This window comes from Pseudomonas bananamidigenes, from assembly GCF_001679645.1.
Taxonomy (GTDB): domain Bacteria; phylum Pseudomonadota; class Gammaproteobacteria; order Pseudomonadales; family Pseudomonadaceae; genus Aquipseudomonas; species Aquipseudomonas bananamidigenes.
Genome location: NZ_LRUN01000074.1, coordinates 1 through 24,488, shown reverse-complemented (window position 1 = coordinate 24,488; position 24,488 = coordinate 1). Strand labels below are relative to the sequence as shown.

22 protein-coding genes and 1 pseudogene are annotated in these 24,488 nt (G+C 60.8%); 9 read left to right on the top strand and 14 right to left on the bottom strand.

Annotation, left to right across the window (positions count from 1 at the left end):
- Positions 1 to 164: 164 nt before the first annotated feature.
- Positions 165 to 893 carry a methyl-accepting chemotaxis protein gene (locus tag BBF94_RS28500; RefSeq protein ID WP_404820988.1) on the bottom strand — a complete coding sequence of 243 codons (729 nt, stop codon included), beginning with the start codon at positions 891 to 893 and terminating at the stop codon, positions 165 to 167.
- Positions 894 to 1,022: 129 nt separating this feature from the next.
- Positions 1,023 to 1,955 (bottom strand): annotated as a pseudogene (locus tag BBF94_RS28495) (HAMP domain-containing protein); the annotation flags it as partial.
- 595 nt (positions 1,956 to 2,550) lie between these two features.
- Between BBF94_RS28495 and BBF94_RS23050 the strand changes: the two are divergent.
- Positions 2,551 to 3,447: a PA4780 family RIO1-like protein kinase gene (locus tag BBF94_RS23050; RefSeq protein WP_065261265.1), complete on the top strand. Its 897-nt coding sequence runs from the start codon at positions 2,551 to 2,553 to the stop codon at positions 3,445 to 3,447.
- 47 nt (positions 3,448 to 3,494) lie between these two features.
- Here BBF94_RS23050 and cueR read toward each other — a convergent pair whose 3' ends face one another.
- From cueR to BBF94_RS23035, 3 genes are all read right to left on the bottom strand, one after another.
- Positions 3,495 to 3,908 carry a Cu(I)-responsive transcriptional regulator gene (gene cueR / locus BBF94_RS23045; protein ID WP_065261264.1) on the bottom strand — a complete coding sequence of 138 codons (414 nt, stop codon included), beginning with the start codon at positions 3,906 to 3,908 and terminating at the stop codon, positions 3,495 to 3,497.
- On the bottom strand, positions 3,905 to 6,295 hold the full coding sequence (locus tag BBF94_RS23040; protein ID WP_065261263.1) for a heavy metal translocating P-type ATPase: 2,391 nt from the start codon (positions 6,293 to 6,295) through the stop codon (positions 3,905 to 3,907). Before BBF94_RS23040 ends, cueR begins: the two co-directional genes overlap by 4 nt.
- A gap of 108 nt (positions 6,296 to 6,403) precedes the next feature.
- The gene (locus tag BBF94_RS23035; RefSeq protein ID WP_065261262.1) at positions 6,404 to 6,787 is read right to left on the bottom strand and encodes a hypothetical protein; all 384 of its coding nucleotides are present in this window, start codon (positions 6,785 to 6,787) and stop codon (positions 6,404 to 6,406) included.
- Between the two features lie 148 nt (positions 6,788 to 6,935).
- Here BBF94_RS23035 and BBF94_RS23030 point away from each other — a divergent pair, with 148 nt between their 5' ends.
- Both BBF94_RS23030 and BBF94_RS23025 read left to right on the top strand, forming a co-directional pair.
- Positions 6,936 to 7,133 (top strand): heavy-metal-associated domain-containing protein, encoded by a 198-nt coding sequence (locus tag BBF94_RS23030; RefSeq protein WP_007958490.1) that lies wholly within the window; start codon positions 6,936 to 6,938, stop codon positions 7,131 to 7,133.
- Between the two features lie 117 nt (positions 7,134 to 7,250).
- Entirely contained in the window at positions 7,251 to 8,453 is a 1,203-nt protein-coding gene (locus BBF94_RS23025) for a multidrug effflux MFS transporter (RefSeq protein WP_065261261.1), read from the top strand.
- 12 nt (positions 8,454 to 8,465) lie between these two features.
- On the opposite strand, the gene BBF94_RS28045 is transcribed toward BBF94_RS23025, so the two are convergent.
- From BBF94_RS28045 to BBF94_RS23015, 3 genes are all read right to left on the bottom strand, one after another.
- A complete protein-coding gene (locus BBF94_RS28045) occupies positions 8,466 to 8,639 on the bottom strand; it encodes a hypothetical protein (protein ID WP_169428718.1) in 174 nt (57 codons plus the stop codon).
- A 166-nt stretch (positions 8,640 to 8,805) separates the two neighbouring features.
- Complete coding sequence (locus tag BBF94_RS23020; RefSeq protein ID WP_065261260.1) at positions 8,806 to 9,819, bottom strand: zinc-binding alcohol dehydrogenase family protein; 1,014 nt, start codon at positions 9,817 to 9,819, stop codon at positions 8,806 to 8,808.
- Positions 9,820 to 9,852: 33 nt separating this feature from the next.
- Positions 9,853 to 10,146, bottom strand: coding sequence for a putative quinol monooxygenase (locus tag BBF94_RS23015; RefSeq protein WP_065261259.1), 294 nt, complete (start codon positions 10,144 to 10,146; stop codon positions 9,853 to 9,855).
- Between the two features lie 116 nt (positions 10,147 to 10,262).
- Here BBF94_RS23015 and BBF94_RS23010 point away from each other — a divergent pair, with 116 nt between their 5' ends.
- From BBF94_RS23010 to BBF94_RS23000, 3 genes are all read left to right on the top strand, one after another.
- Complete coding sequence (locus tag BBF94_RS23010; RefSeq protein ID WP_065261258.1) at positions 10,263 to 11,192, top strand: LysR family transcriptional regulator; 930 nt, start codon at positions 10,263 to 10,265, stop codon at positions 11,190 to 11,192.
- 306 nt (positions 11,193 to 11,498) lie between these two features.
- A complete protein-coding gene (locus BBF94_RS23005) occupies positions 11,499 to 12,233 on the top strand; it encodes an ArsR/SmtB family transcription factor (RefSeq protein ID WP_065261257.1) in 735 nt (244 codons plus the stop codon).
- Positions 12,234 to 12,348: 115 nt separating this feature from the next.
- A complete protein-coding gene (locus BBF94_RS23000; RefSeq protein WP_065261256.1) occupies positions 12,349 to 13,731 on the top strand; it encodes an MFS transporter in 1,383 nt (460 codons plus the stop codon).
- Positions 13,732 to 13,787: 56 nt separating this feature from the next.
- On the opposite strand, the gene BBF94_RS22995 is transcribed toward BBF94_RS23000, so the two are convergent.
- Positions 13,788 to 14,741, bottom strand: a complete 954-nt coding sequence (locus BBF94_RS22995; protein WP_065261255.1) for an adenosine deaminase — start codon at positions 14,739 to 14,741, stop codon at positions 13,788 to 13,790.
- Positions 14,742 to 15,021: 280 nt separating this feature from the next.
- Here BBF94_RS22995 and BBF94_RS22990 point away from each other — a divergent pair, with 280 nt between their 5' ends.
- The gene (locus BBF94_RS22990) at positions 15,022 to 16,113 is read left to right on the top strand and encodes a calcium:proton antiporter (protein ID WP_065261254.1); all 1,092 of its coding nucleotides are present in this window, start codon (positions 15,022 to 15,024) and stop codon (positions 16,111 to 16,113) included.
- A 76-nt stretch (positions 16,114 to 16,189) separates the two neighbouring features.
- Here BBF94_RS22990 and BBF94_RS22985 read toward each other — a convergent pair whose 3' ends face one another.
- From BBF94_RS22985 to BBF94_RS22965, 5 genes are all read right to left on the bottom strand, one after another.
- Positions 16,190 to 17,548: an 8-oxoguanine deaminase gene (locus BBF94_RS22985; RefSeq protein WP_065261253.1), complete on the bottom strand. Its 1,359-nt coding sequence runs from the start codon at positions 17,546 to 17,548 to the stop codon at positions 16,190 to 16,192.
- A gap of 182 nt (positions 17,549 to 17,730) precedes the next feature.
- Entirely contained in the window at positions 17,731 to 18,417 is a 687-nt protein-coding gene (locus BBF94_RS22980; RefSeq protein WP_065261267.1) for an SDR family oxidoreductase, read from the bottom strand.
- A 478-nt stretch (positions 18,418 to 18,895) separates the two neighbouring features.
- A complete protein-coding gene (locus BBF94_RS22975) occupies positions 18,896 to 19,477 on the bottom strand; it encodes an IMPACT family protein (protein ID WP_065261252.1) in 582 nt (193 codons plus the stop codon).
- Between the two features lie 7 nt (positions 19,478 to 19,484).
- Positions 19,485 to 20,135, bottom strand: a complete 651-nt coding sequence (locus tag BBF94_RS22970) for a TetR/AcrR family transcriptional regulator (RefSeq protein WP_065261251.1) — start codon at positions 20,133 to 20,135, stop codon at positions 19,485 to 19,487.
- Positions 20,136 to 20,229: 94 nt separating this feature from the next.
- Positions 20,230 to 21,150: a LysR family transcriptional regulator gene (locus BBF94_RS22965; protein ID WP_065261250.1), complete on the bottom strand. Its 921-nt coding sequence runs from the start codon at positions 21,148 to 21,150 to the stop codon at positions 20,230 to 20,232.
- A 139-nt stretch (positions 21,151 to 21,289) separates the two neighbouring features.
- Here BBF94_RS22965 and BBF94_RS22960 point away from each other — a divergent pair, with 139 nt between their 5' ends.
- Positions 21,290 to 22,639: an aspartate aminotransferase family protein gene (locus BBF94_RS22960; protein ID WP_065261249.1), complete on the top strand. Its 1,350-nt coding sequence runs from the start codon at positions 21,290 to 21,292 to the stop codon at positions 22,637 to 22,639.
- Between the two features lie 78 nt (positions 22,640 to 22,717).
- Positions 22,718 to 24,211 carry a CoA-acylating methylmalonate-semialdehyde dehydrogenase gene (locus BBF94_RS22955; RefSeq protein WP_065261248.1) on the top strand — a complete coding sequence of 498 codons (1,494 nt, stop codon included), beginning with the start codon at positions 22,718 to 22,720 and terminating at the stop codon, positions 24,209 to 24,211.
- The last annotated feature ends 277 nt before the right edge of the window (positions 24,212 to 24,488 follow it).

Here is a 24,488-nt window from a genome sequence, read left to right as displayed (position 1 = left end):
AGAGGGGACTGACCGAGTTGTGTTTCGCTATACAGCGACCTGAAAAACCGAGTCGATTATGGATTCGGTAAAGCAGGATCAAGTCGATGCATCTTTAAAGCATCCCCATTCGGCTCCCTCTCCCCCCGGGAGAGGGCTGGGGTGAGGGAGCTTTTGACTTTGACTCAGGTGCGAAACCTGCGCACCAACCCATCCAGTTCATTCGACAACCCCGCCAGACTCTGCGAATCCAGCCGCGCCGAATTCGCCAGTTCCGCCACCAGTTGCGCATCGCCATGAATCTGGCTGATGTGCCGATTGATGTCTTCGGCCACCTGATGCTGCTCTTCGGCAGCGGTCGCGATCTGGGTGTTCATGTCGCGGATCACATCCACCGACTCACGGATCTGGCCGAAGCTTTGCCGCGCTTCACCGATGCGCGCCACCGACTGCTGCGACACATCGAGACTGGCGCGCATCTGCTGGGTCACGGCGCTGGTGCGTTTGGCGAGGTTGCCCAGCAGGCCGTCGATTTCCGCCGTCGAATCCGCCGTGCGTTTGGCCAGTGCGCGAACCTCATCGGCCACCACCGCAAAACCACGCCCTTGCTCACCGGCCCGCGCCGCCTCGATGGCCGCGTTGAGCGCCAGCAGGTTGGTCTGTTCGGCGATGGAACGGATGGTGCCGAGGATCGACTGGATGTCGTTGCTGTCGCGTTCCAGTTGCTGCATCGATTGCGCCGACTGTTCCAGCTCCTGGCTCAGTTTATCGACGCTGTGCACCGCCGCATCGATCTGTTGCTGACCTTCGCGGGCCTGGCGCTGACCACTGTCGGCCGACTCCGCCGCCTGGCTGCATGAGCGGGCGACTTCGTTGGCGGTCGCGACCATTTCGTGGAACGCGGTCGACACCATGTCCACGGCTTCGCGCTGGCGACCGGCGGCTTCGGCCATGTCGCCGGAGACCCGGGTCGAACTCTGCGACGTGGCGAGGATTTTCCCGGCCGCACCGCCGATGTGCTGGATCAGGCTGCGGATCGCCATCAGGAACTGGTTGAACCAGCTCGCCAGTTGCGCGGTTTCGTCGCTGCCGCGGATATCGAGATTTTTGGTCAGGTCGCCTTCGCCCTGGGCGATACCTTCCAGACCGCTGGCCACGCTGCGGATCGGCCGCACGATCAGGCTGGCGAAACTGGCGCCGACGACCGCGAAAAATGCTGCCAGCACCGCCGCGATGATCGCGATCAGCCAGGTCAGTTGAGTGGCGGAACTCATCACTTCGTTCTGTTTGATCAGGCCGATGAAGGTCCAGCCCAGTTGCTCCGACGGCCAGACGTTGGCCATGTAGCGTTCGCCGTTGAGCTCGACCTCCACCAGGCCTTTGCCGGCCTTGGCCAGTTGCGCGTAACCGTCGCCGAGGCTGTCGAGCTTCTTGAAGTTATGCTCCGGTTGCTTCGGATCGACCAGCACCGTGCCGGTGTTTTCCATCAGCATCAGATAGCCGGTTTCACCCAGTTTGATCTGCTTGACGATTTCGGTGAGCTGTTTGAGCGAGACGTCGATGTTGACCACGCCGCCCTGGGCGCCCAACTGGTTGGCCACCGCGCGCACGGTGCTGACCAGTACCGCATCGTCACCGGCCCAGTAATAGGCTTCGGTGCGCAGGGTCTTGCCCGGGTTGGCCATGGCGGTCTTGTACCATGGGCGCGTGCGCGGATCGTAATTGGACATTTTCGGGTCGCCCGGCCAGAACGCGTAACCACCGCTGCTCAGGCCATAGGAGACATAAGAGTACGCGGGGTGGGATTTGGCCAGGCTTTCGAACAGGGTGAACAATTGCTTGTCGATTTCGCCGTCATGGGTGTCGTCGGCGTTGGCGCTCATGCGGCTTCTGACGCTGGCATCAGCACTCTTGACCAGCGGTTGCGCCGCCAGGTAGTCGACGTTCTGGCTGATGCCGTCAAAGAACAACTGCATGGCGTTGCTGACCTGGCGGATTTCACGCCCGCTGCTGTCGACAAATCCTTCCCGGGCATCGCTGCGCAGGTTCATTACCACCAGGGTGGCGACCAGCACCACCGGCAAGCAGGCGATGATTGCAAACGCCCAGGTCAACTTCTGTTTGATGTTCATCCGCGCTCCAGATTTTCTTGTAGTCCCACGCAGTGCAGATGACTCGCGGTTTATTGGCAGCCGAAAAACGTTGTGGCTCACTCGTTGGCCGAGTGCGACATCGATTTCTTTGAACGATTGTCGGACAAATCTCTCTGTCTCTGAGGAATTCGGCTGCTGGCGATGAAAATTGAGACTTGAAGAGAAAATTCATGCGAAGTGCGTGGCGATGAATGTCAGATTCTGTCGCAAATGCCCTCAAGTCCTCGCGCCAACAGGATCGACAGGCTCGGCTATGATTCGAAACGGTCGATAAAGGGCAACGGACGGGCCTGTTTGATCCGGCACAGTGTGTGCATCCACCGATTCCCAGGTCGGCACCCTTCCACGGGGTGCGAGGATTGCCGTATAACGACTGACATTCGCGTGTTTGGTAATAAAGGACCCACAATAAAAGCTGATGAAGACTCCAAAACGCATTGAACCCCTGATCGAGGACGGTCTGGTCGACGAAGTGCTGCGTCCACTCATGAGTGGCAAAGAAGCAGCTGTTTATGTGGTGCGCTGCGGCAATCAGTTACGTTGCGCAAAAGTCTATAAGGAGGCGAACAAACGCAGTTTCCGTCAGGCGTCCGAGTATCAGGAAGGCCGCAAGGTGCGCAACAGCCGCCAGGCCCGGGCGATGGCCAAGGGCTCGAAGTTCGGACGCAAGGAGGCCGAAGACGCCTGGCAGAATGCCGAAGTCGCGGCGCTGTTCCGCCTGGCCAATGCCGGGGTGCGAGTGCCCAAGCCGTACGACTTCCTTGAAGGCGTGCTGCTGATGGAACTGGTGGCCGACGAGTACGGTGATGCCGCGCCGCGTCTGAACGATGTGGTGCTGGAGCCGGATCAGGCCCGCGAATATCACGCGTTCCTGATTTCGCAGATCGTGCTGATGTTGTGTGCCGGTCTGGTGCACGGTGACCTCTCTGAGTTCAACGTGCTGCTGGCGCCGACCGGCCCGGTCATCATCGACCTGCCACAGGCGGTGGACGCGGCAGGCAACAATCACGCTTTCAGCATGCTGGAACGGGACGTCGGCAACATGGCCTCGTACTTCGGCCGCTTCGCCCCGGAGCTGAAGAAAACCCGCTACGCCAAGGAAATGTGGGCGCTGTACGAAGCCGGCACCCTGCACCCGGGCAGCGTGCTGACCGGTGAGTTCAAGGATCCCGAGGAACTGGCCGATGTGCGCGGAGTGCTGCGTGAAATCGAAGCGGCGCGTCTGGATGAGGAGCGCAAGCAAGCCCTGCGTGCGGCGGACGACGAGCCCAAGGGCAAGTCCGACGAACCGCCTCCACCCCCATGGATGCAATGACCGTCTGAAAAAGAAACCCGGCTCCGGCCGGGTTTTTTACTCGCCGTTCAGGCGCGGGCGGGTTGCGCGCAACAGCCCGACGCCAGTTCCTTGAGGATCGGGCAGTCCGGGCGATGGTCGCCGTTGCAGTGTTCCACCAGATCCTGCAGGGTGTCACGCAGCTCGCCGAGCTCGCGAATCTTCTGATTCAGTTCGTCGATGTGCTGGCGGGCCAGGGCCTTCACATCGGCGCTGGCGCGCTGGCGATCCTGCCAGAGAGTCAGCAGTTTGCCGACTTCCTCCAGCGAAAAGCCCAGATCCCGCGAGCGTTTGATGAAGGCCAGGGTGTGCAGGTCATCGTCGCCGTAGATGCGATAGCCACTGTCGGTGCGATGGGCGGCCTTGAGCAGACCGATCGACTCGTAATAACGGATCATCTTCGCACTCAGGCCGCTGTGGCGGGCCGCTTGGCCGATGTTCATCGGTTGTCCTCCGGGTCCTCGGGTTTCCAGGTTTTCAACAGTAGCGCATTGCTCACCACGCTGACGCTCGACAGCGCCATCGCCGCGCCGGCCAGCACCGGATTGAGCAAGCCGAATGCCGCCAGCGGAATGCCGATCAGGTTGTAGATGAAGGCCCAGAACAGATTCTGGCGGATCTTCGCGTAGGTCTTGCGGCTGATCTCCAGCGCGGCCGGCACCAGGCGCGGATCGCCGCGCATCAGGGTGATGCCGGCGGCGTGCATGGCCACGTCGGTGCCGCCGCCCATGGCGATGCCGATATCGGCAGCGGCCAGCGCGGGGGCGTCGTTGATGCCGTCGCCGACCATGGCCACGACGTCGGTCTTTTTCAGCTCGGCGACGGTGGCGGCCTTGTCCGCCGGCAGCACTTCGGCGTGGACGTTTTCGATGCCCAGCGCCTGTGCAACCACACGAGCACTGCCGCGGTTGTCGCCGGTCAACAGGTGGCTGTGGATATCTCGCGCAGCCAATTGTTGCACCGCATGCAGCGCGCCAGGCTTGAGGGTGTCGCCGAAGGCGAACAGACCAAGCACCCGGGGTTCGGGGCTCTGCTCGATCAGCCAGGACAATGTGCGGCCTTCGGTTTCCCAGGCCTTGGCGGACTCCGCCAACGTGCCGGCGTCCAGACCGGTTTCTTCCAGCAGTCGACGATTGCCCAGCGCCAGGCGCCGACCGTCGAGATCACCGGCGATGCCGCGACCGGTCAGGGACTGGCTGTCGCTGACATCTGGCACCCTCAGATTGCGTTCGGCACAGGCATCCAGCACCGCTTTGGCCAGCGGGTGTTCACTGCCGCGTTGCAGCGCGCCGGCCGCTGTCAGCAGGGCATCTTCGTCACCGTCGATCGCACTGAAATGCGCAATGCGCGGGGTGCCGGAGGTCAGGGTGCCGGTCTTGTCGAACACCACGGCGCCGACTTCATGGGCACGTTCCAGTGCCTCGGCGTCCTTGATCAAAATCCCGTGGCGAGCGGCGACGCCGGTACCGGCCATGATCGCGGTCGGTGTCGCCAGGCCGAGTGCGCAGGGGCAAGCGATCACCAGCACTGCAACGGCGTTGATCAATGCGGTTTCCAGCGGTGCGCCGTACAGCCACCAGCCGATCAGCGTGGCGAGGGCCAGCAGCAGAACCGTCGGCACGAACACCTGACTGACTTTATCCACCAGTTTCTGAATCGGTGCCTTGGCGGCCTGAGCGTCTTCCACCAGACGGATGATCCGCGCCAGCACGCTTTCCGCGCCTAGCGCGGTGGTGCGCACCAACAGGCGGCCTTCACCGTTGATCGCACCGCCGGTGACCTTGTCCCCCGGTTGCTTGGGCACCGGCAGGCTTTCACCGCTGATCAAGGCTTCGTCGGCGTGGCTCTGACCTTCCATCACCTCCCCGTCCACAGGAAAACGCTCACCGGGTTTGACCAATACAAGGTCGCCGAGGCGCAGGGCGTTGATGGCGACATCCTGTTCGCGGCCATCGATGACTTGGATCGCCCGCTCCGGCCGCAGCGCTTCCAATGCGCGGATGGCACTGGCAGTCTGGCGCTTGGCGCGGCTTTCCAGGTATTTGCCGAGCAGCACCAGCGCGATGACCACCGCAGAGGCTTCGAAATACAGATGCGGCATGCCCTCGATGGCAGTGGCCCATTCGTAGAGGCTGAGGCCATAACCGGCGCTGGTGCCCAGGGCCACCAGCAAGTCCATGTTGCCGGCCCCGGCGCGCACGGCTTTCCACGCGGCCACATAAAACCGTGCGCCGAAAATGAATTGCACCGGCGTGGCGAGGGCGAACTGCGCCCAGGCCGGGAGCATCCAGTGAATGCCGAACGGTTGCAGCAGCATCGGCAGCACCAACGGCAAGGCGAGGGTGATGGCGCAGATCAGCGCCCGGCGTTCATGGCTCAGGCGTTGCTGATGATTGTCGGTCTGCTGTTCATGTTCGAAGAGGCTGGCCGAATAACCGGCCTTGCTCACGGCGGCGATCAGGGTTTGCGGGTCGACTGCGCCGAGCAGTTCGAGGTGGGCACGTTCATTGGCCAGATTGACGCTGACGCTGTTCACCCCCGGCACTTTTTGCAGGGCGCGTTCGACGCGACCGACACAAGAAGCGCAGGTCATGCCGTCGATGTTCAACTCCAGGGTTTGCCGCGGCACGCTGTAGCCGGCGCGTTCAACCGCTTCCATCAAGGCCGGCAGGCTGTCGCCGGGAGCCTGCACCCGAGCCTGCTCGGTGGCGAGGTTGACGCTGACGGCGCTGGCGCCGCTGACTTTGCTCAAGGCGCGCTCGACGCGGCCGGCGCAACTGGCGCAGGTCATGCCGCTGATGGGCAGATCGAACGTGATGGAATCGGACATCGGTTGTACTCCCTGTAGTGGATGTCTACAGGATCAACCTTGCCATGCTGGCAAGGTCAAGCGCCAAAAAATGGGGGGAGCAAACATGCTCCCCCCATTTCCATTCGCTCAGTATTCGAGCGCGGCCGGTCGCAGGTACAAACCTTTGGCGTTCGACGCGATCCGGTACTTCAGCACATCTCCGGCCTTCAGCGTGATTTCCTGCGCCGGCGGAGCCAGCATGCCCGCCTGGCAACCCGGCATCTGGCCGGGTTCGAGCTTCAGACGGATGGAGAACGTGCCATGGGGCAGGTTGAACGAGGTGGACTGCTCTTGTAGCAGGCGGGCCGCGAACTGATCCTGAATGTATACGCCGATCTCGCAGGAGGTCGGCACCTCCAGGCGCTCGCGGGAGATGATCAGTACGGCGTAGTCCTCGCCGGTCGCGTTGGCCTGTGGCAGGCAGGTAAAGAGGCTGAGTAGGCCAAACAGGCTGAAAGCTGACCAGCGCATGGCTGAATCTCCTGAATTGATGTCATTAATGCACGCAGCTTGGCCGAGCGCGGCGCCGATTGCCAGCCCGGCAGGTGTTTGCAGAACTTGACCTTGCCATCGTGGCAAGCTCGACACTGCGGGCAACCTCACTCAAAGGAGTCATTCCATGCAAGTGTTCACTGTTGAAGGCATGTCCTGCGGTCATTGCGTCAAAGCCGTCACCCAAGCGGTCCAGAGCAAGGATCCGGCGGCCAGCGTGCGGGTCGATCTGGCGGCGAAGGAAGTCGGCGTCGAAAGTGCGTTGAGCGCCGAGCAAGTGATCGAGGCGATCAGCGAAGAAGGTTACGCCATCAAGCTCGCCTGAACAGTTTAATAGTTAGCGAGCTACCGGATTGTTCAAGGCGTCCACGCGCGGCTAGACTGTCGGGCTGCACGCTCTACCCGAGTGTCCACCCAACTGCCTGCCAAACCTGGACGCCTGATGAACTTTCGTACCATTCTGATTCTCGGTGCCTTGACCGCCTTCGGTCCATTGGCGATCGACTTCTATCTCCCCGCATTTCCCGCCATGGCGCTGGCGTTCGGTACCGATGAGAAACACGTCCAGCTGACGCTGTCGGCTTATTTCTTTGGCTTGTCCATCGGTCAACTGGCCTACGGGCCGGTGGCGGATCGTTTCGGTCGACGGATTCCATTGCTCACGGGCCTTGCGCTGTTCACTCTGGCGTCAATGGCCTGCGCCTACGCGCCGAATCTGGAATGGCTGATCGCTGCGCGATTCGTCCAGGCGCTGGGCGGATGTGCAGGGATGGTGATTTCCCGGGCGGTGGTCGCCGACAAATGCGACGCAGTGGGGGCGGCGAAAGTCTTCTCCCAGTTGATGCTGGTGATGGGGCTGGCACCGATCCTTGCGCCGATGCTGGGTGGCTTGCTGGTCAACACCACCGGCTGGCAGTCGATTTTTCTGGTACTGACCGGGTTCAGTGCCCTGGCCGGTCTGGCGGTAGCGCTCGGTCTGCCGGAAAGTCTGCCGGCCCATGTGCCGCGCCAGCCCCTGTCCGGAGCGCTGCGCCAGTATGGCCGGCTGCTGACGGACCCGATCTACATGGGGCATGCCCTGACCGGCGGCATCGCCATCGCCGGGATGTTTGCCTACATCGCCGGCTCCCCGTTCATTTTCATCAAGTTGTATGGCGTGCCGGCCGAGCATTTTGGCTGGCTGTTCGGCACTAACGCAGCGGGCTTCATTCTGGTGGCGCAGGTCAATGCGCGACTGCTGGCCAAGCGCGGCCCGGCCTTTCTATTGTCACGGGCGGTCTGGGTCTACTTCGGTGCCGGGCTGACGCTGCTTGCGGTCAGCGCCCTGCATACCGAGGCCCTGTGGCCGTTGCTGATTCCATTGTTCATTTGCGTGGCGAGTCTTGGGTGCATCAGCCCGAATGCGGCGGCGAGTGCGATGAACGGGCAGGGCGCCCGCGCCGGCAGTGCTTCGGCGTTGCTCGGTTGCATGCAGTTCAGCGTCGCCGCCGGCGCCTCGGCGCTGGTGGGGGTATTGCACGACGGCACAGCCGTACCGATGGCGCTGGTCATCAGCCTGTGCGGCTTGTTGGTCGTGAGCGCAGCAATGCTTACCCGGCGCATGCAGAATGCCCGGGCGCTGGCAAAGGCGCAGGCTGAAACTTGAGAACGAAAGGCCTCAGCCGACAGCGCGCTGCTGGCCGGGGTCGGGAATCTGATGGGGCGCGTGCAGACGCGCTTCGAGGGTGCGGGTGAAGGCGCGAGCTTCGGCTTCACTGCGAAATGTCACGGCGTGCTGGTCAAGACGAACTTGCCACTGGGACTTTGCCACTTCTTTTATCAGGATCTTCATTGCTGACCTCCCGTACGTAAAAGATTGCACCGCAGAGTTGTCGATTGTAGTCCTGAATACGATCGCAATTGTGACAAGGATCAAGCATCTGACTGACGGCAAAAAAACACCGCGGCCCCCGTTCCAGATACTTTGGGTATCGACGAGGGCGGCGGTCTTGTTGATTTTAGAAACCTTCTAAAACAATTTTCCCCTTGGCCTTGCCGCTTTCCAGCAATTCATGAGCGCGGCGCAGGTTGCTCGCGTTGATCGTGCCGAAGTGCTCGCCGACAGTGGTTTTCAAGGTGCCGCTGTCGATCAGCTCCGCCACGCGGTTGAGCAGTTTGTGCTGCTCGATCATGTCCGGCGTCTCGAACAGCGAGCGGGTGTACATGAACTCCCAGTGCAGCGACAGGCTTTTGCGTTTGAGTTTGCTCACGTCCAGCGACTTCGGATCATCGATCAGCGCCAGTTTGCCTTGCGGTGCCAGTGCTTCGACCAGTTGGTCCAGGTGCTGGTCGGTCTGGGTCAGACTGGCAACGTGGGTCACGTGATCGACGCCGGCGCGTTTCAGTTCTTCGCTCAACGGTTGGCTGTGATCAATCACAAGATCAGCGCCCAGCTCTGTCACCCAGTTGCGAGTCTCAGGGCGAGAGGCGGTGCCAATCACCTTGAGCCCGGTCAGCTGACTGGCCAGTTGAGTGAGGATCGAGCCTACGCCACCGGCTGCGCCGACGATCAGCAGACTCTGGCCTTCGTCACTTTTGCCTTCACGAATCTGCAGGCGCTCGAACAACAGTTCCCAAGCGGTAATCGCGGTCAGAGGCAGCGCGGCAGCTTCGGCAAAATCGAGGGTTTTCGGCATGTGGCCGACGATCCGTTCATCCACCACATGCAGTTCGCTGTTACCGCCGGCTCGGGCGATGGAACCAGCGTAAAACACCTTGTCGCCGGCCTTGAACAGTGTCACTTCACTGCCGACCGACTTGACCACACCGGCCACATCCCAGCCCAGCACTTTGGCGGCACCGCCTTCCGGCGCGACGTTCTGTCGAACCTTGGTGTCGACCGGATTGACCGAAATCGCTTTGACTTCCACCAGCAGGTCGCGCGGGCCGGCAATCGGCTCCGGCAGTTCGATGTCTTGCAGGGCTTTTTCGTCGCTGATCGGCAGGGACGCGTAATAGGCGATGGCTTTCATGGAGGACTCCGAAAAGTGCTTGTAAGGAAGGGTTCAGGCGATGACGCGCAGGCGCTTGAGTTCGAAGTGTTCGAGGAACGCCCCGGCCTGATTGCGGAAATGCTGGATATGCGCGCTGGCGTCGTGGGCCTGCAGGGCTTCGTCACTGGCCCACTGTTCAATCATGTAGAAGGCCAGCGGATTGGCCAGATCCTGGTGCAGCTCATACTGGCCGCAACCGGCCTCGGCGCGGGTCGGCTCGATCAGAGCGCGCAGGTGTTGTTCAAGAGCGTCCTGCTGGCCGGGTCTGGCGATCAGGGTGGCGATGGCGGTGAAGGGCTGGGACATGGTCGACTCCGAAACGGACTGAATTCGATGGGAGGCATGATTGGCTATTTCTACACGAGATAAAACCCGCTAAAAGAGCAGTCTCTTTCAATGTTTATTTGATAATCGAGGCTGAAATGCTGCGTTTCGATGACTTGCAGTTGTTTGTCCGGGCCGCGGATCTGGGCAGCCTTTCGGCGGCGGCGCGGGTGATGGACATGTCCGCCGCAGTGGCCAGCGCCGCGCTCAAGCGTATCGAGCAACAGCTCGGCGCTCGCTTGCTGGCGCGCTCCACTCGTAGCCTGCGCCTGACGTCCGAGGGCGAAGGCTTCCTCGAGTACGCCCGGGCGGCATTGAGCAATCTCGATGAAGGCCGCCGTCTGCTGGCCAGTGGACAGGATCAGGTCAGCGGCATTTTGCAGCTGTCGGCACCCTCGGATTTCGGTCGCAACCTGCTGCTGCCGTGGCTCGATGAATTTCAGCGTGAACACCCGAAACTGACTGTGCGCCTGCTGTTGGGTGATCGTATCGCCGACCTGTTTCGCCAACCTGTGGATATCGCCCTGCGCTACGGCGAACCGGAAGACTCCAGTCTGGTGGCACTGCCGATTGCCGCGAACAACCGCCGGGTGCTTTGCGCCTCTCCCGGCTATCTGGCGAAACACGGCGAGCCGACACAACTGGAGCAGCTCGCGCAGCACAATTGCCTGCTGTACATGCTGGGCAGCCGGGTGCACGACCAGTGGAGTTTTCACGATGGCAAGCGGGAAGTCGGTCTGACCGTCAGTGGCGATCGCTTCAGCGATGATGCCGACGTGGTGCGTCTGTGGGCGGTCGCAGGGGCGGGCATCGCCTACAAGTCGTGGCTGGATGTAGCCGGTGATGTGCTTGCCGGGCGCCTGAAAGTATTGTTGCCGGGTTTGCTTTGCGAAAGGGCTCCGCTGAATCTGCTGTGCGCCCATCGCGCTCAATTGAGTAAGCCGGTGAACCTGTTGAGGGAGATGCTCGCCAGTCGTTGCGCCGAATTGAGTAGCCGATTTCCCGTTTTTCCGCAGCTTGATCATTAGTCGCAGGTAAATAGCGAAATTTCTGTCAGGAACAATCACCAGCCGTACCCGCTCCGGCACGGAACGCCGCCAGCAACCCGCTTATACTAGCGTCCGCCTGAAATCTGCACCGGCGCGCGGGTTCCGGCGCGATCAGATCATCACTGACCGGTGGCGATGATGGCTGCGCCCAGGACGGCGAGTGTCGGTGACCGGAGTGTTGCCTTGTCTTTTGCTCAAGGCATTTTGCGCGGTTTGGCCGATAACTGATTACTGGTCAAGATGTCTGCGGGCAGTAGACGATACGATTCAACAGGGAGTGAACACATGGAACATGCACCTTGCATCAGCCAGATCGCCACGCTGCTGGCCGATCCCAAACGCAGCGCAATGATGTGGGCGCTGATGGATGGCTCGGCCCGGCAGACCGAGGAACTGGCGCTGCTGGCGGGGTTGTCTCCGTCGTCGGCCAGCGCCCACCTGGGGCGCTTGTCCGCTGGAGGTCTGTTGAGGGTCGAAATCCGCGGGCGCAAACGTTTCTTCCGTCTCGCCGCTCCCGAAGTCGGCGCCGCGATCGAGGCTCTGGCCAGTGCCACGATCGCCAGCACCCCGCAGAAGATTCCCGATGTGTTCAAACGCTCCACACCTCTGGCCAGGCCGCGGGCCGCTCCGTCCTCCCTGCTGCGTGCGCGATTTTGTGATGATCATCTGGGCGGTACGCTGGCGGCCGATCTGTATCAACGTCTGCTCGATGCCGGCTGGATCGAACAGCTTGAGCACCGTGTGATCATAACCCACAAGGGGGCGACGCAACTGGCCAGTCGCGGGGTCTTCATCCAGGCACTGGCTCATCGCAATGTTCAGGTGGCCTGCGCTTGCCCGGACTGGAGCGAGCGTCGACCGCACATGGGCGGCTCGCTGGGCGCGGCGTTGCTGCAACTGTTCATGCAGTCCGGCTGGTTGATGCTGCCCAACGACTCCCGTGCCTTGCAACTGACAGCGGCGGGGCAGCGGGAGATTCACCGGTTTGCCCGGGAAACCGAGCTGGAAATGGCTTTTTAGGGCTCTTCCTGATGTCCGGCGTCGCCTGTGACTGCGATCAGGTCGCATCTGGCACAAATGCTCATCGGCTATCGCGCACACTCGATCCAGGAACATTCCGGAGAGAGGAGGTGGCATGGACACGGGAAGCTTCAGCGCGGCGGATCGACTGGAACGCCTGCCGGTGAGCGGTTATCACCGGATCATATTCATCATCATCGCCCTGGCGTTCTTCTTCGACTCCATGGATCTGGCGATGATGACGTTCCTGCTGGGCTCGATCAAAACCGAATTCGGCCTGAGCAGCGCCGAAGCCGGGCTGCTCGCCAGTTCGAGTTTTTTCGGCATGGTGCTGGGAGCATCGCTTTCCGGACTGCTGGCCGATCGATTCGGCCGCAAACCGGTGTTTCAGTGGAGCATCGTGTTGTGGGGGCTGGCCAGTTACCTGTGTTCCACCGCGCAGACGGTCGAGAGTCTGACGCTGTTCCGGATTTTGCTGGGTGTCGGCATGGGCATGGAGTTTCCGATTGCCCAGTCGATGCTGTCGGAGCTGATCCCCGCCCAGCGTCGCGGGCGGTACATTGCCTTGATGGACGGCTTCTGGCCGCTGGGATTTGTCGCTGCCGGGGTACTGTCGTATTTCCTGCTGCCGCTGATCGGCTGGCGTGACATCTTTCTGGTGCTGGCGGTGCCGGCGGTGTTTGTGCTGGCGATCCGCTTTTTCATTCCCGAGTCGCCTCGCTGGCTGGAGCAGGCCGGCAGGCATGAGGCGGCGGACAAGGTGTTGTGCGCGATCGAGGATCGGGTACGGGCATCCCTGGGCGGCGGTGTGTTGCCGGCTCCGGTTCGTCTGCCTCGGGTGATCACGCCACCGGGCAACTTCCTTTCGGCCCTCGGGCAGATCTGGTCGCCTTTGTATCGCCAGCGCACGATGATGATCTGGAGCCTGTGGTTCTTTGCACTGCTCGGGTTCTACGGCCTGACCTCCTGGCTCAGCGCGTTGCTGCAACAGTCGGGGTTCGCGGTGACCCAGTCGGTGTATTACACGGTGCTGATTTCTCTCGGCGGAATTCCCGGATTTCTGATGGCGGCGTGGCTGGTGGAGCGCTGGGGGCGCAAACCGGTATGCGTCGTCACCTTGCTCGGTGGCGCGGTGATGGCGTTTCTGTACGGTCAGAGTGCAGTGTTCGGCGGCAATGTCGCGCTGTTGATCGGTTCGGGCCTGCTGATGCAGTTTTTCCTGTTCGGCATGTGGGCGGTTCTCTATACCTACACGCCGGAACTTTACCCGACGTCGGCGCGGGCCACGGGCTCGGGTTTCGCCTCGGCCATCGGACGCGTGGGGTCACTGCTCGGGCCGTTGATCACCGGGCTGGTATTCCCGGTCACCGGGCAGGGCGGGGTGTTTGCGTTGGGAGCGTTGTGTTTTGCGATTGCTGCAGGGGTGGTGTGGCGCTTCGGGATGGAGACCCGGGGCAGGACGCTCGAAGAGCTGACAGAAGCAGAAAGCATGGGCTGAACCCTGTACCAACTGTGGGAGCGGACTCGCTCCCACGGTTGGTTTTGCAGGGTTGCCTACGGTTTTACCAACCGTGCATCCAGACTGTTCTGCGCCAGACGCTTGGCCTGATCCTGGGTCATGCCCAGATGTTCGTGCAGCGCATGAAAGTTTTCGGTGACATAACCACCGAAATACGCCGGATCATCGGAGTTCACCGTGACTTTCACGCCACGCTCGAGCATGTCGAGAATGTTGTGCCGGGACATGTGATCGAATACACAGAGCTTGGTGTTCGACAGCGGGCACACGGTCAGCGGTATCTGTTCATCGATGATCCGCTGCATCAGGCGCTCGTCTTCGATGGCGCGCACACCATGGTCGATACGCTGGATTTTCAGCAGGTCAATCGCTTCCCAGATGTACTCCGGCGGGCCTTCTTCGCCAGCGTGAGCGACGGTCAGAAAGCCTTCGTGACGCGCACGGTCGAACACGCGCTGAAACTTGCTCGGCGGGTGACCCATCTCGGAGCTGTCCAGACCGACCGCGACGAATGCATCACGGAAGGGCAGTGCCTGGTCGAGGGTTTTCTGCGCTTCGTCTTCGCTCAGGTGACGCAGGAAGCTCAGGATCAAACCGCTGGTGATGCCCAGTTGCTGCTCACCATCTTTCAGGGCAGCGGCGATGCCGTTGAGCACCACTTCGAACGGGATGCCCCGGTCGGTGTGGGTCTGTGGATCGAAGAACGGTTCGGTGTGGATCACATTCTGTTCTTTGCAGCGCAGCAGATAGGCCCAGGTCAGATCGTAGAAATCCTGGGAAGTGCGCAGCACGTCGGCGCCCTGGTAATACAGGTCGAGAAATTCCTGCAGGTTGTTGAAGGCGTAGGCCTTGCGCAGGGTTTCAACGTCGCTCCACGGCAGGGCGATCTTGTTGCGTTCGGCCAGGGCGAACAGCAGCTCGGGCTCCAGCGAGCCTTCGAGATGCAGGTGCAATTCGGCCTTGGGCAAGGCGTTGAGCCAGTCGTACATATTCTTTTCTCATCAGGTGCAATGACGGCATTCTACAGATGCGCGCCGAAACAATTGGCAAAACCCGACCAACCTGTTTTGTTTATCGAAAAAAAGGCAAAGCAAAGAGCTGAGCTGGAGGGGCTGCAAATGCCGGGAAGTTTGTTTAGGGCCTTATCGGTAAACCGATTGGATCGATTCTGCCGGTCAAGCCGCCATTGCAGGGCGCCAAGGTGTAACGAACCATCAGCACCGTTGCGCAGTCAGTAGCTCATTCGACCCCGGTACGCGAAGGCCCGACATGCTTACCCTCCTCAAACAAGAACGCTTTCTGCTGCTGGCCCTGATCGCCACCCTCGTGGCCTGGCCGCTGGAGCACTGGTTACTGCACAGCGGTCAGGCCATCGCCCTGACTGCCGGGCTGATTCTGATCGCGTTCATCGTGGCCGCCTCGATGCGTGTTGCCCACCAGGCCGAGTTGCTCGCGGAGAAAGTCGGCGACCCGTACGGCACGATGATCCTCACCCTGGCCGCCGTGCTGGTGGAAGTGGTGATCCTGGCGATCATGATGAGCAATGAAGCCTCGGCCACCCTGGTGCGCGACACGATTTACTCGGCGGTGATGCTCGACATCAATGGTATCCTTGGCCTTGCCGCACTGATGGGGGGCATCAAGCATGGCGAGCAGTCTTATAACGATGATTCGGCGCGCAGCTACAGCGTGATGATCCTCACCGCCATGGGCGTTTCGATGGTGGTGCCGGAGTTCATTCCCGAAGCCGACTGGAAAATCTATTCGGCCTTCACCATCGGCGCGATGGTGGTGCTTTATGCGTTGTTCCTGCGTATGCAGGTCGGTCCGCACAGTTATTTTTTCAGCTACAGCTACCCGGACAAGCGCCGCAGGAAAGAACCGGTGGAGCAGGAGCCGAAACCGGTCAGTCTGGTGATGTCGATCGGCATTCTGGTGTTCGGTGTGGTGGTGATCGGCGCACTGGCCGAGGTGATGTCCAAGACCCTCGACCTGGGTCTGGAAGGCACGGGCGCACCGCCGGTGATCACGGCCATACTGGTGGCCGCGATTTCAGCTGCGCCGGAGATCCTGACCGCGTTGCGCGCAGCCCTGGCCAACCGCATGCAGTCGGTGGTCAACATAGCAATGGGCGCGTCGTTGTCGACGGTGATCCTGACCGTACCAGTGATGGAGGCGATGGCGCTCTATACCGGTCAGCCGTTTCAGATGGCAATGACGCCGGTGCAGACGGTGATGATCTTCATCACCTTGATCGTCAGTGCAATCAACCTCAACGATGGGGAGACCAACGCCATCGAGGGCATGACGCACTTTGTGCTGTTTGCGACGTTCATCATGTTGTCGCTGCTCGGCCTTTGAGCCCGCCACAAACCAATGCGGGAGCTGGCAGACCAGCTCCCACAGATTCAAGCGCAGGGTGATCAGGTGCCGGCGATCAGGTGCCGGCGATCAGTTGCCGGGCCGCCTGGCTGTGATCGGCAATCAGACCTTTGAGGTCCAGTCCTTCGACTTGTCCGTCGACCACTCGCCATTTCCCGCCGATCATCACCCGATCCGCCCGGTCCGCACTGCACAGCAACAGCGCCGAAATCGGATCATGACTGCCGGAGAAACGCAGCTCATCGAGCTTGAACATTGCCAGATCCGCCTGCTTGCCCACCGCCAGTTCGCCGATGTCGGCGCGCCCCAGCAGGCTCGCCGAGCCCTTGGTTGCCCAGCCCAGCACGCGCTCGGGAGTGATCTTCTCGGCGCCATAACGCAGGCGCTGGATATACAGCGCCTGGCGGGCTTCGAGGATCATGTTCGACGCATCGTTGGATGCCGAGCCATCCACACCGATACCGAACAACGCGCCGGCATCGGTCAGTTCGATACTCGGGCAGATGCCGGAGGCCAGGCGCATGTTCGAGCTCGGGCAATGGCAAATGCCGGTACCGGCCGCGCCGAGGCGGGCGATCTCGTCAGGATTGAAGTGGATGCCGTGGGCCAGCCAAGTGCGCGGGCCGAGCCAGCCGACGCTGTCCAGATAATCCACGGTACGCAGGCCGAAGCGTTGCAGACAGAAATCTTCTTCGTCGAGGGTCTCGGCCAGATGAGTGTGCAAGCGCACATCGAGTTTGTTCGCCAGCTCGGCGCTGGCGGACATGATTTCCGGGGTCACGGAGAACGGCGAGCACGGCGCCAGGGCGATCTGGATTTGCGCACCCTCGCCACGCTCGTGGTACTCGTGAATCAGGCGCTGGCTGTCGTCGAGTATCACCTGACCTTCCTGCACGGTCTGTTGCGGTGGCAGGCCGCCATCCTTCTCGCCGAGGCTCATCGAACCACGGGTGAGCATGGCGCGCATGCCCAGTTCGCGCACGGTTTCGACTTGCACGTCGATGGCGTTTTCCAGGCCATCCGGGAACAGGTAGTGATGATCGGCGGCGGTGGTGCAACCCGACAGCAGCAACTCGGCCAGCGCGACTTTGGTGGCGAGGGCGAGTTTTTCAGGCGTCAGGCGTGCCCACACCGGGTACAGGGTTTTCAGCCACGGGAATAAAGGCTGATTGACCACCGGCGCCCAGGCGCGGGTCAGGGTTTGATAGAAGTGGTGATGGGTGTTGATCAGGCCCGGCAGAATTACATGTTCCCGGGCGTCGAACACTTCATTGCACGGCGAGGAAGGTTGTTGGCCGGCGCCGAGCACTTCGGTGATCACACCATCCTGCAGCACCAGACCGCCACGGGCATCGAGACTGTTGGCGGTGAAAATGGCGAGGGGATTTTTTAACCAGATACGGGTCGCAGGCATTGTGGCCGGCTCCTCTGAAAGTTGGGTTCAGGGTTGCCAGCTCAGTGTTGCCCTGTCTGCTGATCCAGGGTCGCCGCTCAGGACGAGGTGCGGAGTTTCAAACAAAATATTGCGCCGGGCAAGTCCAACCTGATCGGGCGCCGGGCAACCCTGTGGAAGCGAGCCCCCACAGGGTTCAGTGTTTACCAGGGAATGGTTTCACCCTTGTAGTTCACGAAATGATGGCCGCCCTTGCCGGCAAATGCGTCCACCTGATCCACCAGCCCACGGGTGCTGGTCTCCACATCAATGTCGGCACCTTCGCCACCCATGTCGGTTTTCACCCAGCCCGGGTGCAGTGACAGCACCGTGAGTTTCTGCTCGCCCAACTGAGTGACGAAACTGTTGGTCATCGAATTCAGTGCCGCTTTACTGGCCTTGTAAAGCGCCAGTTCCGGCGCGTCGGGCATGGTCACGCTGCCCAGCACCGAACTCATGAACGCCAGCACGCCGCTGCCATCGCGGATCTGCCCGACGAAACGCTGGGCCAGATTGATCGGCGCCACCGCGTTGGTGAAGAACAGCTGGCCGACCTCCGCCAGCGTCGCGCCGCCCGGGGTCTGGACTTCAGGGCCTTTGACCCCGGCGTTGACGAACAGCAGGTCGAAGGTCTCGCCCTTGAGTTGCTGGCTCAGGGCGATCACGGCCTGCTGGTCGTCCATGTCGAGCTTTTCGATCTGTACATTACCCAGCGCTTTCAGCGCTTCGGCATTCGAGGGGTTGCGAACCGTGGCGGTGACTTGCCAGCCGTCGGCCAGCAGGGTTTTCACCAACCCCAGGCCCAGGCCCCGGGAGGCGCCGATGATCAGTGCGTGCTTTGCAGGACTCAGTGACATGATGGGATCAAGGACCTCTCGAAAGTGTTTGAGCCTGGAGCATACTCCAGGCTTCAGCGTGGTGGCTCCCTGAATCTTCGAAGCAGGGACAGTGTGGACTTCAATTTCGTTCATGAAATTCTGGTTAAAAAACGAGCAAGTCAGGCGGGGCTAAGTGGAGCCTGCGACGGCGCGAGTCATGAACGGGTTATCCACAGGTTGCTCCACAGTATTTGTGTGCAATCAGAAAACCTTGGCATAAGCGCAGCAGTGCTATCTTCCAATGGCGATAAACAGATCTAACTGATTGTTTTTACTTGGAATTAAACTTTTTTCATGTGCGTTGGGCGAAAAGTGTACAAATCGCGCAAAGCCACGTGACAGAAGGGTTACAGCGGTGTGTGCTCAGGTTATCCACAGTCGGATGCACAGGTGATGTGGGCAACTCTGTGGAATAAGCGAATCGGGTCGTACCCGAGAATATTGCAGGTGCTCAGCGTTGAAGCAGAATGCGCCCGCGACTAAGATCGGCCAGCTGATTTTGCAGCAACGGGATCTGCGCTTCGCCCACCGCCAACTGCAGCTCGACCCCGTTTGCCGTGAAGTTTTCCTCCACCACCAATCCGCCGAGATCCGCCACCCGCAATTTCACCAACGCCAGTTCGGCAAATGCGCAGGCACAGCGCAGGGGCACACGGCTGATCAATTCGATTCTCGGCGCGGCTTGCAGGCACTTGTTCGCGCCGCCGCCATAGGCTCGGGCCAGTCCTCCGGTACCCAGTTGAATGCCGCCGTACCAGCGGATCACCAGCACCGCGACCTGATCGCAGTCCTGCGCCTCGATAGCCGCAAGAATCGGCCGCCCGGCGGTCCCGCCAGGCTCCCCGTCGTCGTTGCTGCGGTATTGATCGCCGAGTTTCCATGCCCAGCAATTGTGCGACGCGTTCAAGTCGCTGCACTGCTCGATGAAGGCTTGCGCATCGGCGGGGCTGCCGATCGGGGCGGCGAAGGTGATGAAACGGCTTTTGCGAATCTCTTCGCGGTACTCGCAAACGCCGCTGAGGGTAAATGGCATAAACGTCTTATAGAGAAGGAGTGAGGCCGCAGCCTTTGAGAATGATGCGGACCAGGTTGTTGCCGGCGTCTTCCATGTCCTGTCTGGTCAATTTGCTGCGACCGGTCACCCGGCAGATCTGCGTGGCGAAGTCGGCGTAATGCTGAGTACTGCCCCACAACAGGAAGATCAGGTGTACCGGATCCACCGGATCCATCTTGCCCGCATCGATCCAGGCCTGGAACACCGCGGCGCGCCCCTGAAACCATGCGCGGTAGTCCTGATTGAAATATTCGGTCAGGCATTCACCGCCGCTGATGACTTCCATCGCAAAGATTCGGGACGCTTGTGGCTGCCGGCGGGAAAACTCCATTTTGGCGCGGATGTACCGTGTCAGCGCTTCGGCGGGATCATCCTCGGCCGTCAGGGTATTGAAAGTGCTGTCCCAGAGCTCGAGGATGTTGCTCAGCACCGCCACGTACAACCCGAGTTTGTTGGTGAAGTAATAATGCAGATTCGCCTTGGGCAACCCGGCCTTGGTGGCGATGGTGTTCATGCTGGTGCCTTTGAACCCGTGACGGGCGAACTCGTCTTCGGCGGCTTTGATGATGGTCTCTTCGTTTTTCTGACGAATGCGGCTGGCGGGTTTTCCACCGTGGGCTGGGACTTCAAAGGTCATAGGCACTTCCGGGTTTGTCTGTGGGGTGCAACCAGTTGCGTTGATAGCGCAACCGTCGTCCCGGGACAAGTCCCGGGCACTAAAACGCCGGTCATCAGCGCGTGGCGGCCAGGCTTTCGAGAAAACTTTCCAGCACCAGGTGCGGGCGCCGGCCCTTGCGGGTGACCGAGGCCAGGCTCAAGTCATAGAAGCGGGAATTGGCCTTGAGTGCGCGCAGGCGACCTTGTTGCACCCAGAAACTGGCGTAATGATCCGGCAGATACCCGATGTAACGCCCGGTCAGAATCAGAAATGCCATGCCTTCGCGGTCGGAAGCGCTGGCAGTGCAATTGAGCGCTTGATAGTGGGCCTGGATCTCCGCCGGCAAACGAAAAGTCGGGGCGATGGCGTCCTGACTGTTCAGGCGTTCATCATCCAGTTGCTTGTCATCGACATAAAACAGCGGATGGCCGACCGCGCAGTAGAGCAGTGAGCGTTCACTGTAGAGCGGCTGATATTCCAGTCCCGACAGCGCACTGGCCTGGGGCACCACGCCGACGTGCAGACGGCCGTCGAGCACTCCTTGCTCGACTTCGTTGGGGGCGATCATGCGGATCTGGATCTGCACGTCCGGCCCGCGCTCCTTCAATTGCGCCAGTGCATGGGTGATGCGCATGTGGGGCAGGGTGACGAGGTTGTCGGTCAGGCCGATGATCAACTCGCCGCGCAAGTGTTGGTGCAGGCCGTTGACCTCGGTGCGGAAACTTTCCAGAGCGCTCAACAACTGCAGGGCCGACTGATAGACCTCGCGGCCCTCTTCGGTCAGGGAAAAACCGGCCCTCCCTCGCTGGCAAAGACGCAGGCCGAGGCGTTGTTCCAGATCGCTCATCTGCTGGCTGATTGCCGAACGGCCGATGCCGAGCACGGTTTCTGCCGCAGAAAAGCCTCCGCATTCCACGACGCTGCGAAAAATCCGCAGCAGGCGAATGTCGAAGTCACTGACCTGGGCCAATGGATCGGGGCGGCGGCTGCTCATCTTGTTGTTCTCATTGTTTAGCAAGGTTCTAACTGAAGGTTAGAAAAGTTGGATTTCACCGACTTTATCGGCGTGGCAACTTAGCTGCAACCACGACTCTTATCTCCCTGAAGCTTATTGCCCTGCGAGGTTTTGCCCGATGAACATGCCTGAAAACGCGTCGTCGCCACTGGCCAGCCAACTGAAGCTGGACGCGCACTGGATGCCGTACACCGCCAACCGCAACTTCCAGCGCGACCCGCGTCTGATCGTCGGTGCCGAAGGCAGCTGGCTGATCGACGACAAGGGCCGCAAGGTGTACGACTCGCTGTCCGGTCTGTGGACCTGCGGCGCCGGGCATACCCGCAAGGAAATCCAGGAGGCCGTGGCCAAACAGTTGGGCACCCTCGATTACTCGCCGGGCTTCCAGTACGGTCATCCGCTGTCGTTCCAGCTGGCCGAAAAAATCACCGAACTGACCCCGGGCAATCTGAACCACGTGTTCTTCACTGATTCCGGCTCCGAGTGCGCCGATACTGCGGTGAAGATGGTCCGTGCCTACTGGCGTCTGAAAGGCCAGCCAACCAAGACCAAGATGATCGGCCGTGCCCGTGGTTATCACGGCGTGAACATCGCCGGCACCAGCCTCGGTGGCGTCAACGGCAACCGCAAACTGTTCGGTCAGGCAATGATGGATGTCGATCACCTGCCGCACACCCTGCTGGCGAGCAATGCGTTCTCCCGTGGCATGCCGGAGCAGGGAGGTATCGCCCTGGCCGATGAACTGCTGAAGCTGATCGAACTGCACGATGCGTCGAACATCGCAGCGGTGTTCGTCGAGCCTATGGCCGGTTCCGCCGGGGTACTGGTTCCGCCACAGGGCTACCTCAAGCGTTTGCGTGAAATCTGCGACCAACACAATATCCTGCTGGTGTTCGACGAAGTCATCACCGGTTTCGGGCGTACCGGCACCATGTTTGGTGCCACCACTTTCGGTGTGACTCCTGATGTCATGTGCATCGCCAAGCAAGTCACCAACGGCGCGATCCCGATGGGCGCGGTGATTGCCAGCTCCGAGGTCTATCAGACTTTCATGAACCAGCCGACCCCGGAATACGCTGTGGAATTCCCGCACGGCTACACCTACTCGGCGCACCCGGTGGCTTGCGCCGCAGGTCTGGCGGCACTCGATCTGCTGCAAAAGGAAAACCTGGTACAGAGCGTGGCTGAAGTCGCGCCGCATTTCGAAAATGCTCTGCATGGCCTGAAAGGTGCGAAGAACGTCATCGACATCCGCAACTATGGCCTGGCCGGTGCGATTCAGATCGCGGGCCGTGACGGCGACGCCATCGTGCGTCCGTTCGAGGCCGGCATGGCATTGTGGAAAGCCGGGTTCTATGTGCGCTTCGGTGGCGACACGCTGCAGTTCGGCCCGACCTTCAACAGCAAGCCGCAAGACCTTGATCGTCTGTTCGATGCGGTCGGCGAAGTGCTGAACAAGCTCGACTGATTTTTCCTTCTATATAGATACGCAAATGGCAGGTGCCCCTTGCGGGGCATCTGCGCACAAGAATTCAGGAGTTTTCCGATGAGTGTTATCCCGCATTTGATCAATGGCGAACTGGTGACCGAGAACGGCCGCGCAGTCGATGTGTTCAACCCGTCCACCGGCCAGGCGATCCACAAGCTGCCACTGGCCAGCCAGGAAACCATCCAGAAAGCCATCGATGCCGCCAAAGCTGCGTTTCCGGCCTGGCGTAACACGCCACCGGGCAAACGTGCTCAGGTGATGTTCCGCTTCAAGCAACTGCTGGAGCAGAACGAAGCACGCATTGCGCAACTGATCAGCGAAGAACACGGCAAGACCCTGGAAGACGCGGCGGGTGAATTGAAGCGTGGTATCGAGAACGTCGAGTTCGCTTGTGCCGCGCCGGAAATCCTCAAGGGCGAGTACAGCCGGAACGTCGGCCCGAACATCGATGCATGGTCCGATTTCCAGCCGCTGGGCGTGGTGGCCGGCATTACGCCGTTCAACTTCCCGGCCATGGTGCCGCTGTGGATGTACCCGCTGGCGATCGTCTGCGGTAACTGCTTCATCCTCAAACCGTCCGAGCGTGATCCGAGCTCGACCCTTCTGATCGCCCAGTTGCTGCTGGAAGCCGGTCTGCCGAAAGGCGTACTGAGCGTGGTGCATGGTGACAAGACTGCAGTGGACGCGCTGATCGAGGCGCCGGAAGTCAAAGCGCTCAGTTTTGTGGGTTCGACGCCGATTGCCGAATACATCTATGCCGAAGGCACCAAACGCGGCAAGCGCGTGCAGGCGCTGGGCGGGGCGAAAAACCACGCGGTGCTGATGCCGGATGCGGATCTGGACAACGCCGTCAGTGCGCTGATGGGCGCGGCTTACGGTTCCTGCGGCGAGCGCTGCATGGCAATCTCGGTGGCCGTATGCGTAGGCGATCAGGTAGCGGATGCACTGGTGGCCAAACTGGTTCCACAGATCAAGGCGCTGAAAATCGGTGCCGGCACTTCTTGCGGTCTGGACATGGGGCCGCTGGTTACCGGTCAGGCTCGCGACAAGGTCAGCGGTTATGTCGAAGATGGCGTGGCGGCGGGTGCGACCCTGGTGGTCGATGGCCGTGGTCTGAGCGTTGCCGGTCACGAGGAAGGTTTCTTCCTGGGCGGCTGCCTGTTCGACAACGTCACCCCCGAGATGCGCATCTATAAGGAAGAGATCTTCGGGCCGGTGCTGTGCGTCGTTCGTGTGAACAGCCTGGAAGAGGCGATGCAACTGATCAATGATCATGAATACGGCAACGGTACCTGCATCTTCACTCGTGACGGTGAAGCGGCGCGTCTGTTCTGCGACGAGATCGAAGTCGGCATGGTCGGTGTCAACGTACCGCTGCCGGTGCCGGTGGCTTACCATAGCTTCGGCGGCTGGAAACGTTCGCTGTTCGGTGACCTGCACGCCTATGGCCCGGATGGTGTGCGTTTCTACACTCGTCGCAAGGCGATCACCCAGCGCTGGCCACAGCGTGCGAGTCACGAAGCTTCGCAATTCGCATTCCCTAGCCTGTAAGCAGCAGGGCGATGGCAGGAAGGCCGACCTTTAGGTCGGCCTTCGCGTTTTCAGGCTTTTTTGACCGATATGACAGAATTATGAAATTAAGTGTTGACGGCAGATTCTGGAAGTCTATAATTCGCCCCACTTCCGGCGCAGTCGAAACGGAAAACTCCTTGAGATTCAATGAGTTAAGCGGTTTTCGATAGCGAGTTGCTTCAGTTCATCGAAGCCTGGAAGCAGTTGAAAGAGCGGTGATGTTTGGCTCTTTTGGCGGTTCGGTCTTCTCGATCGA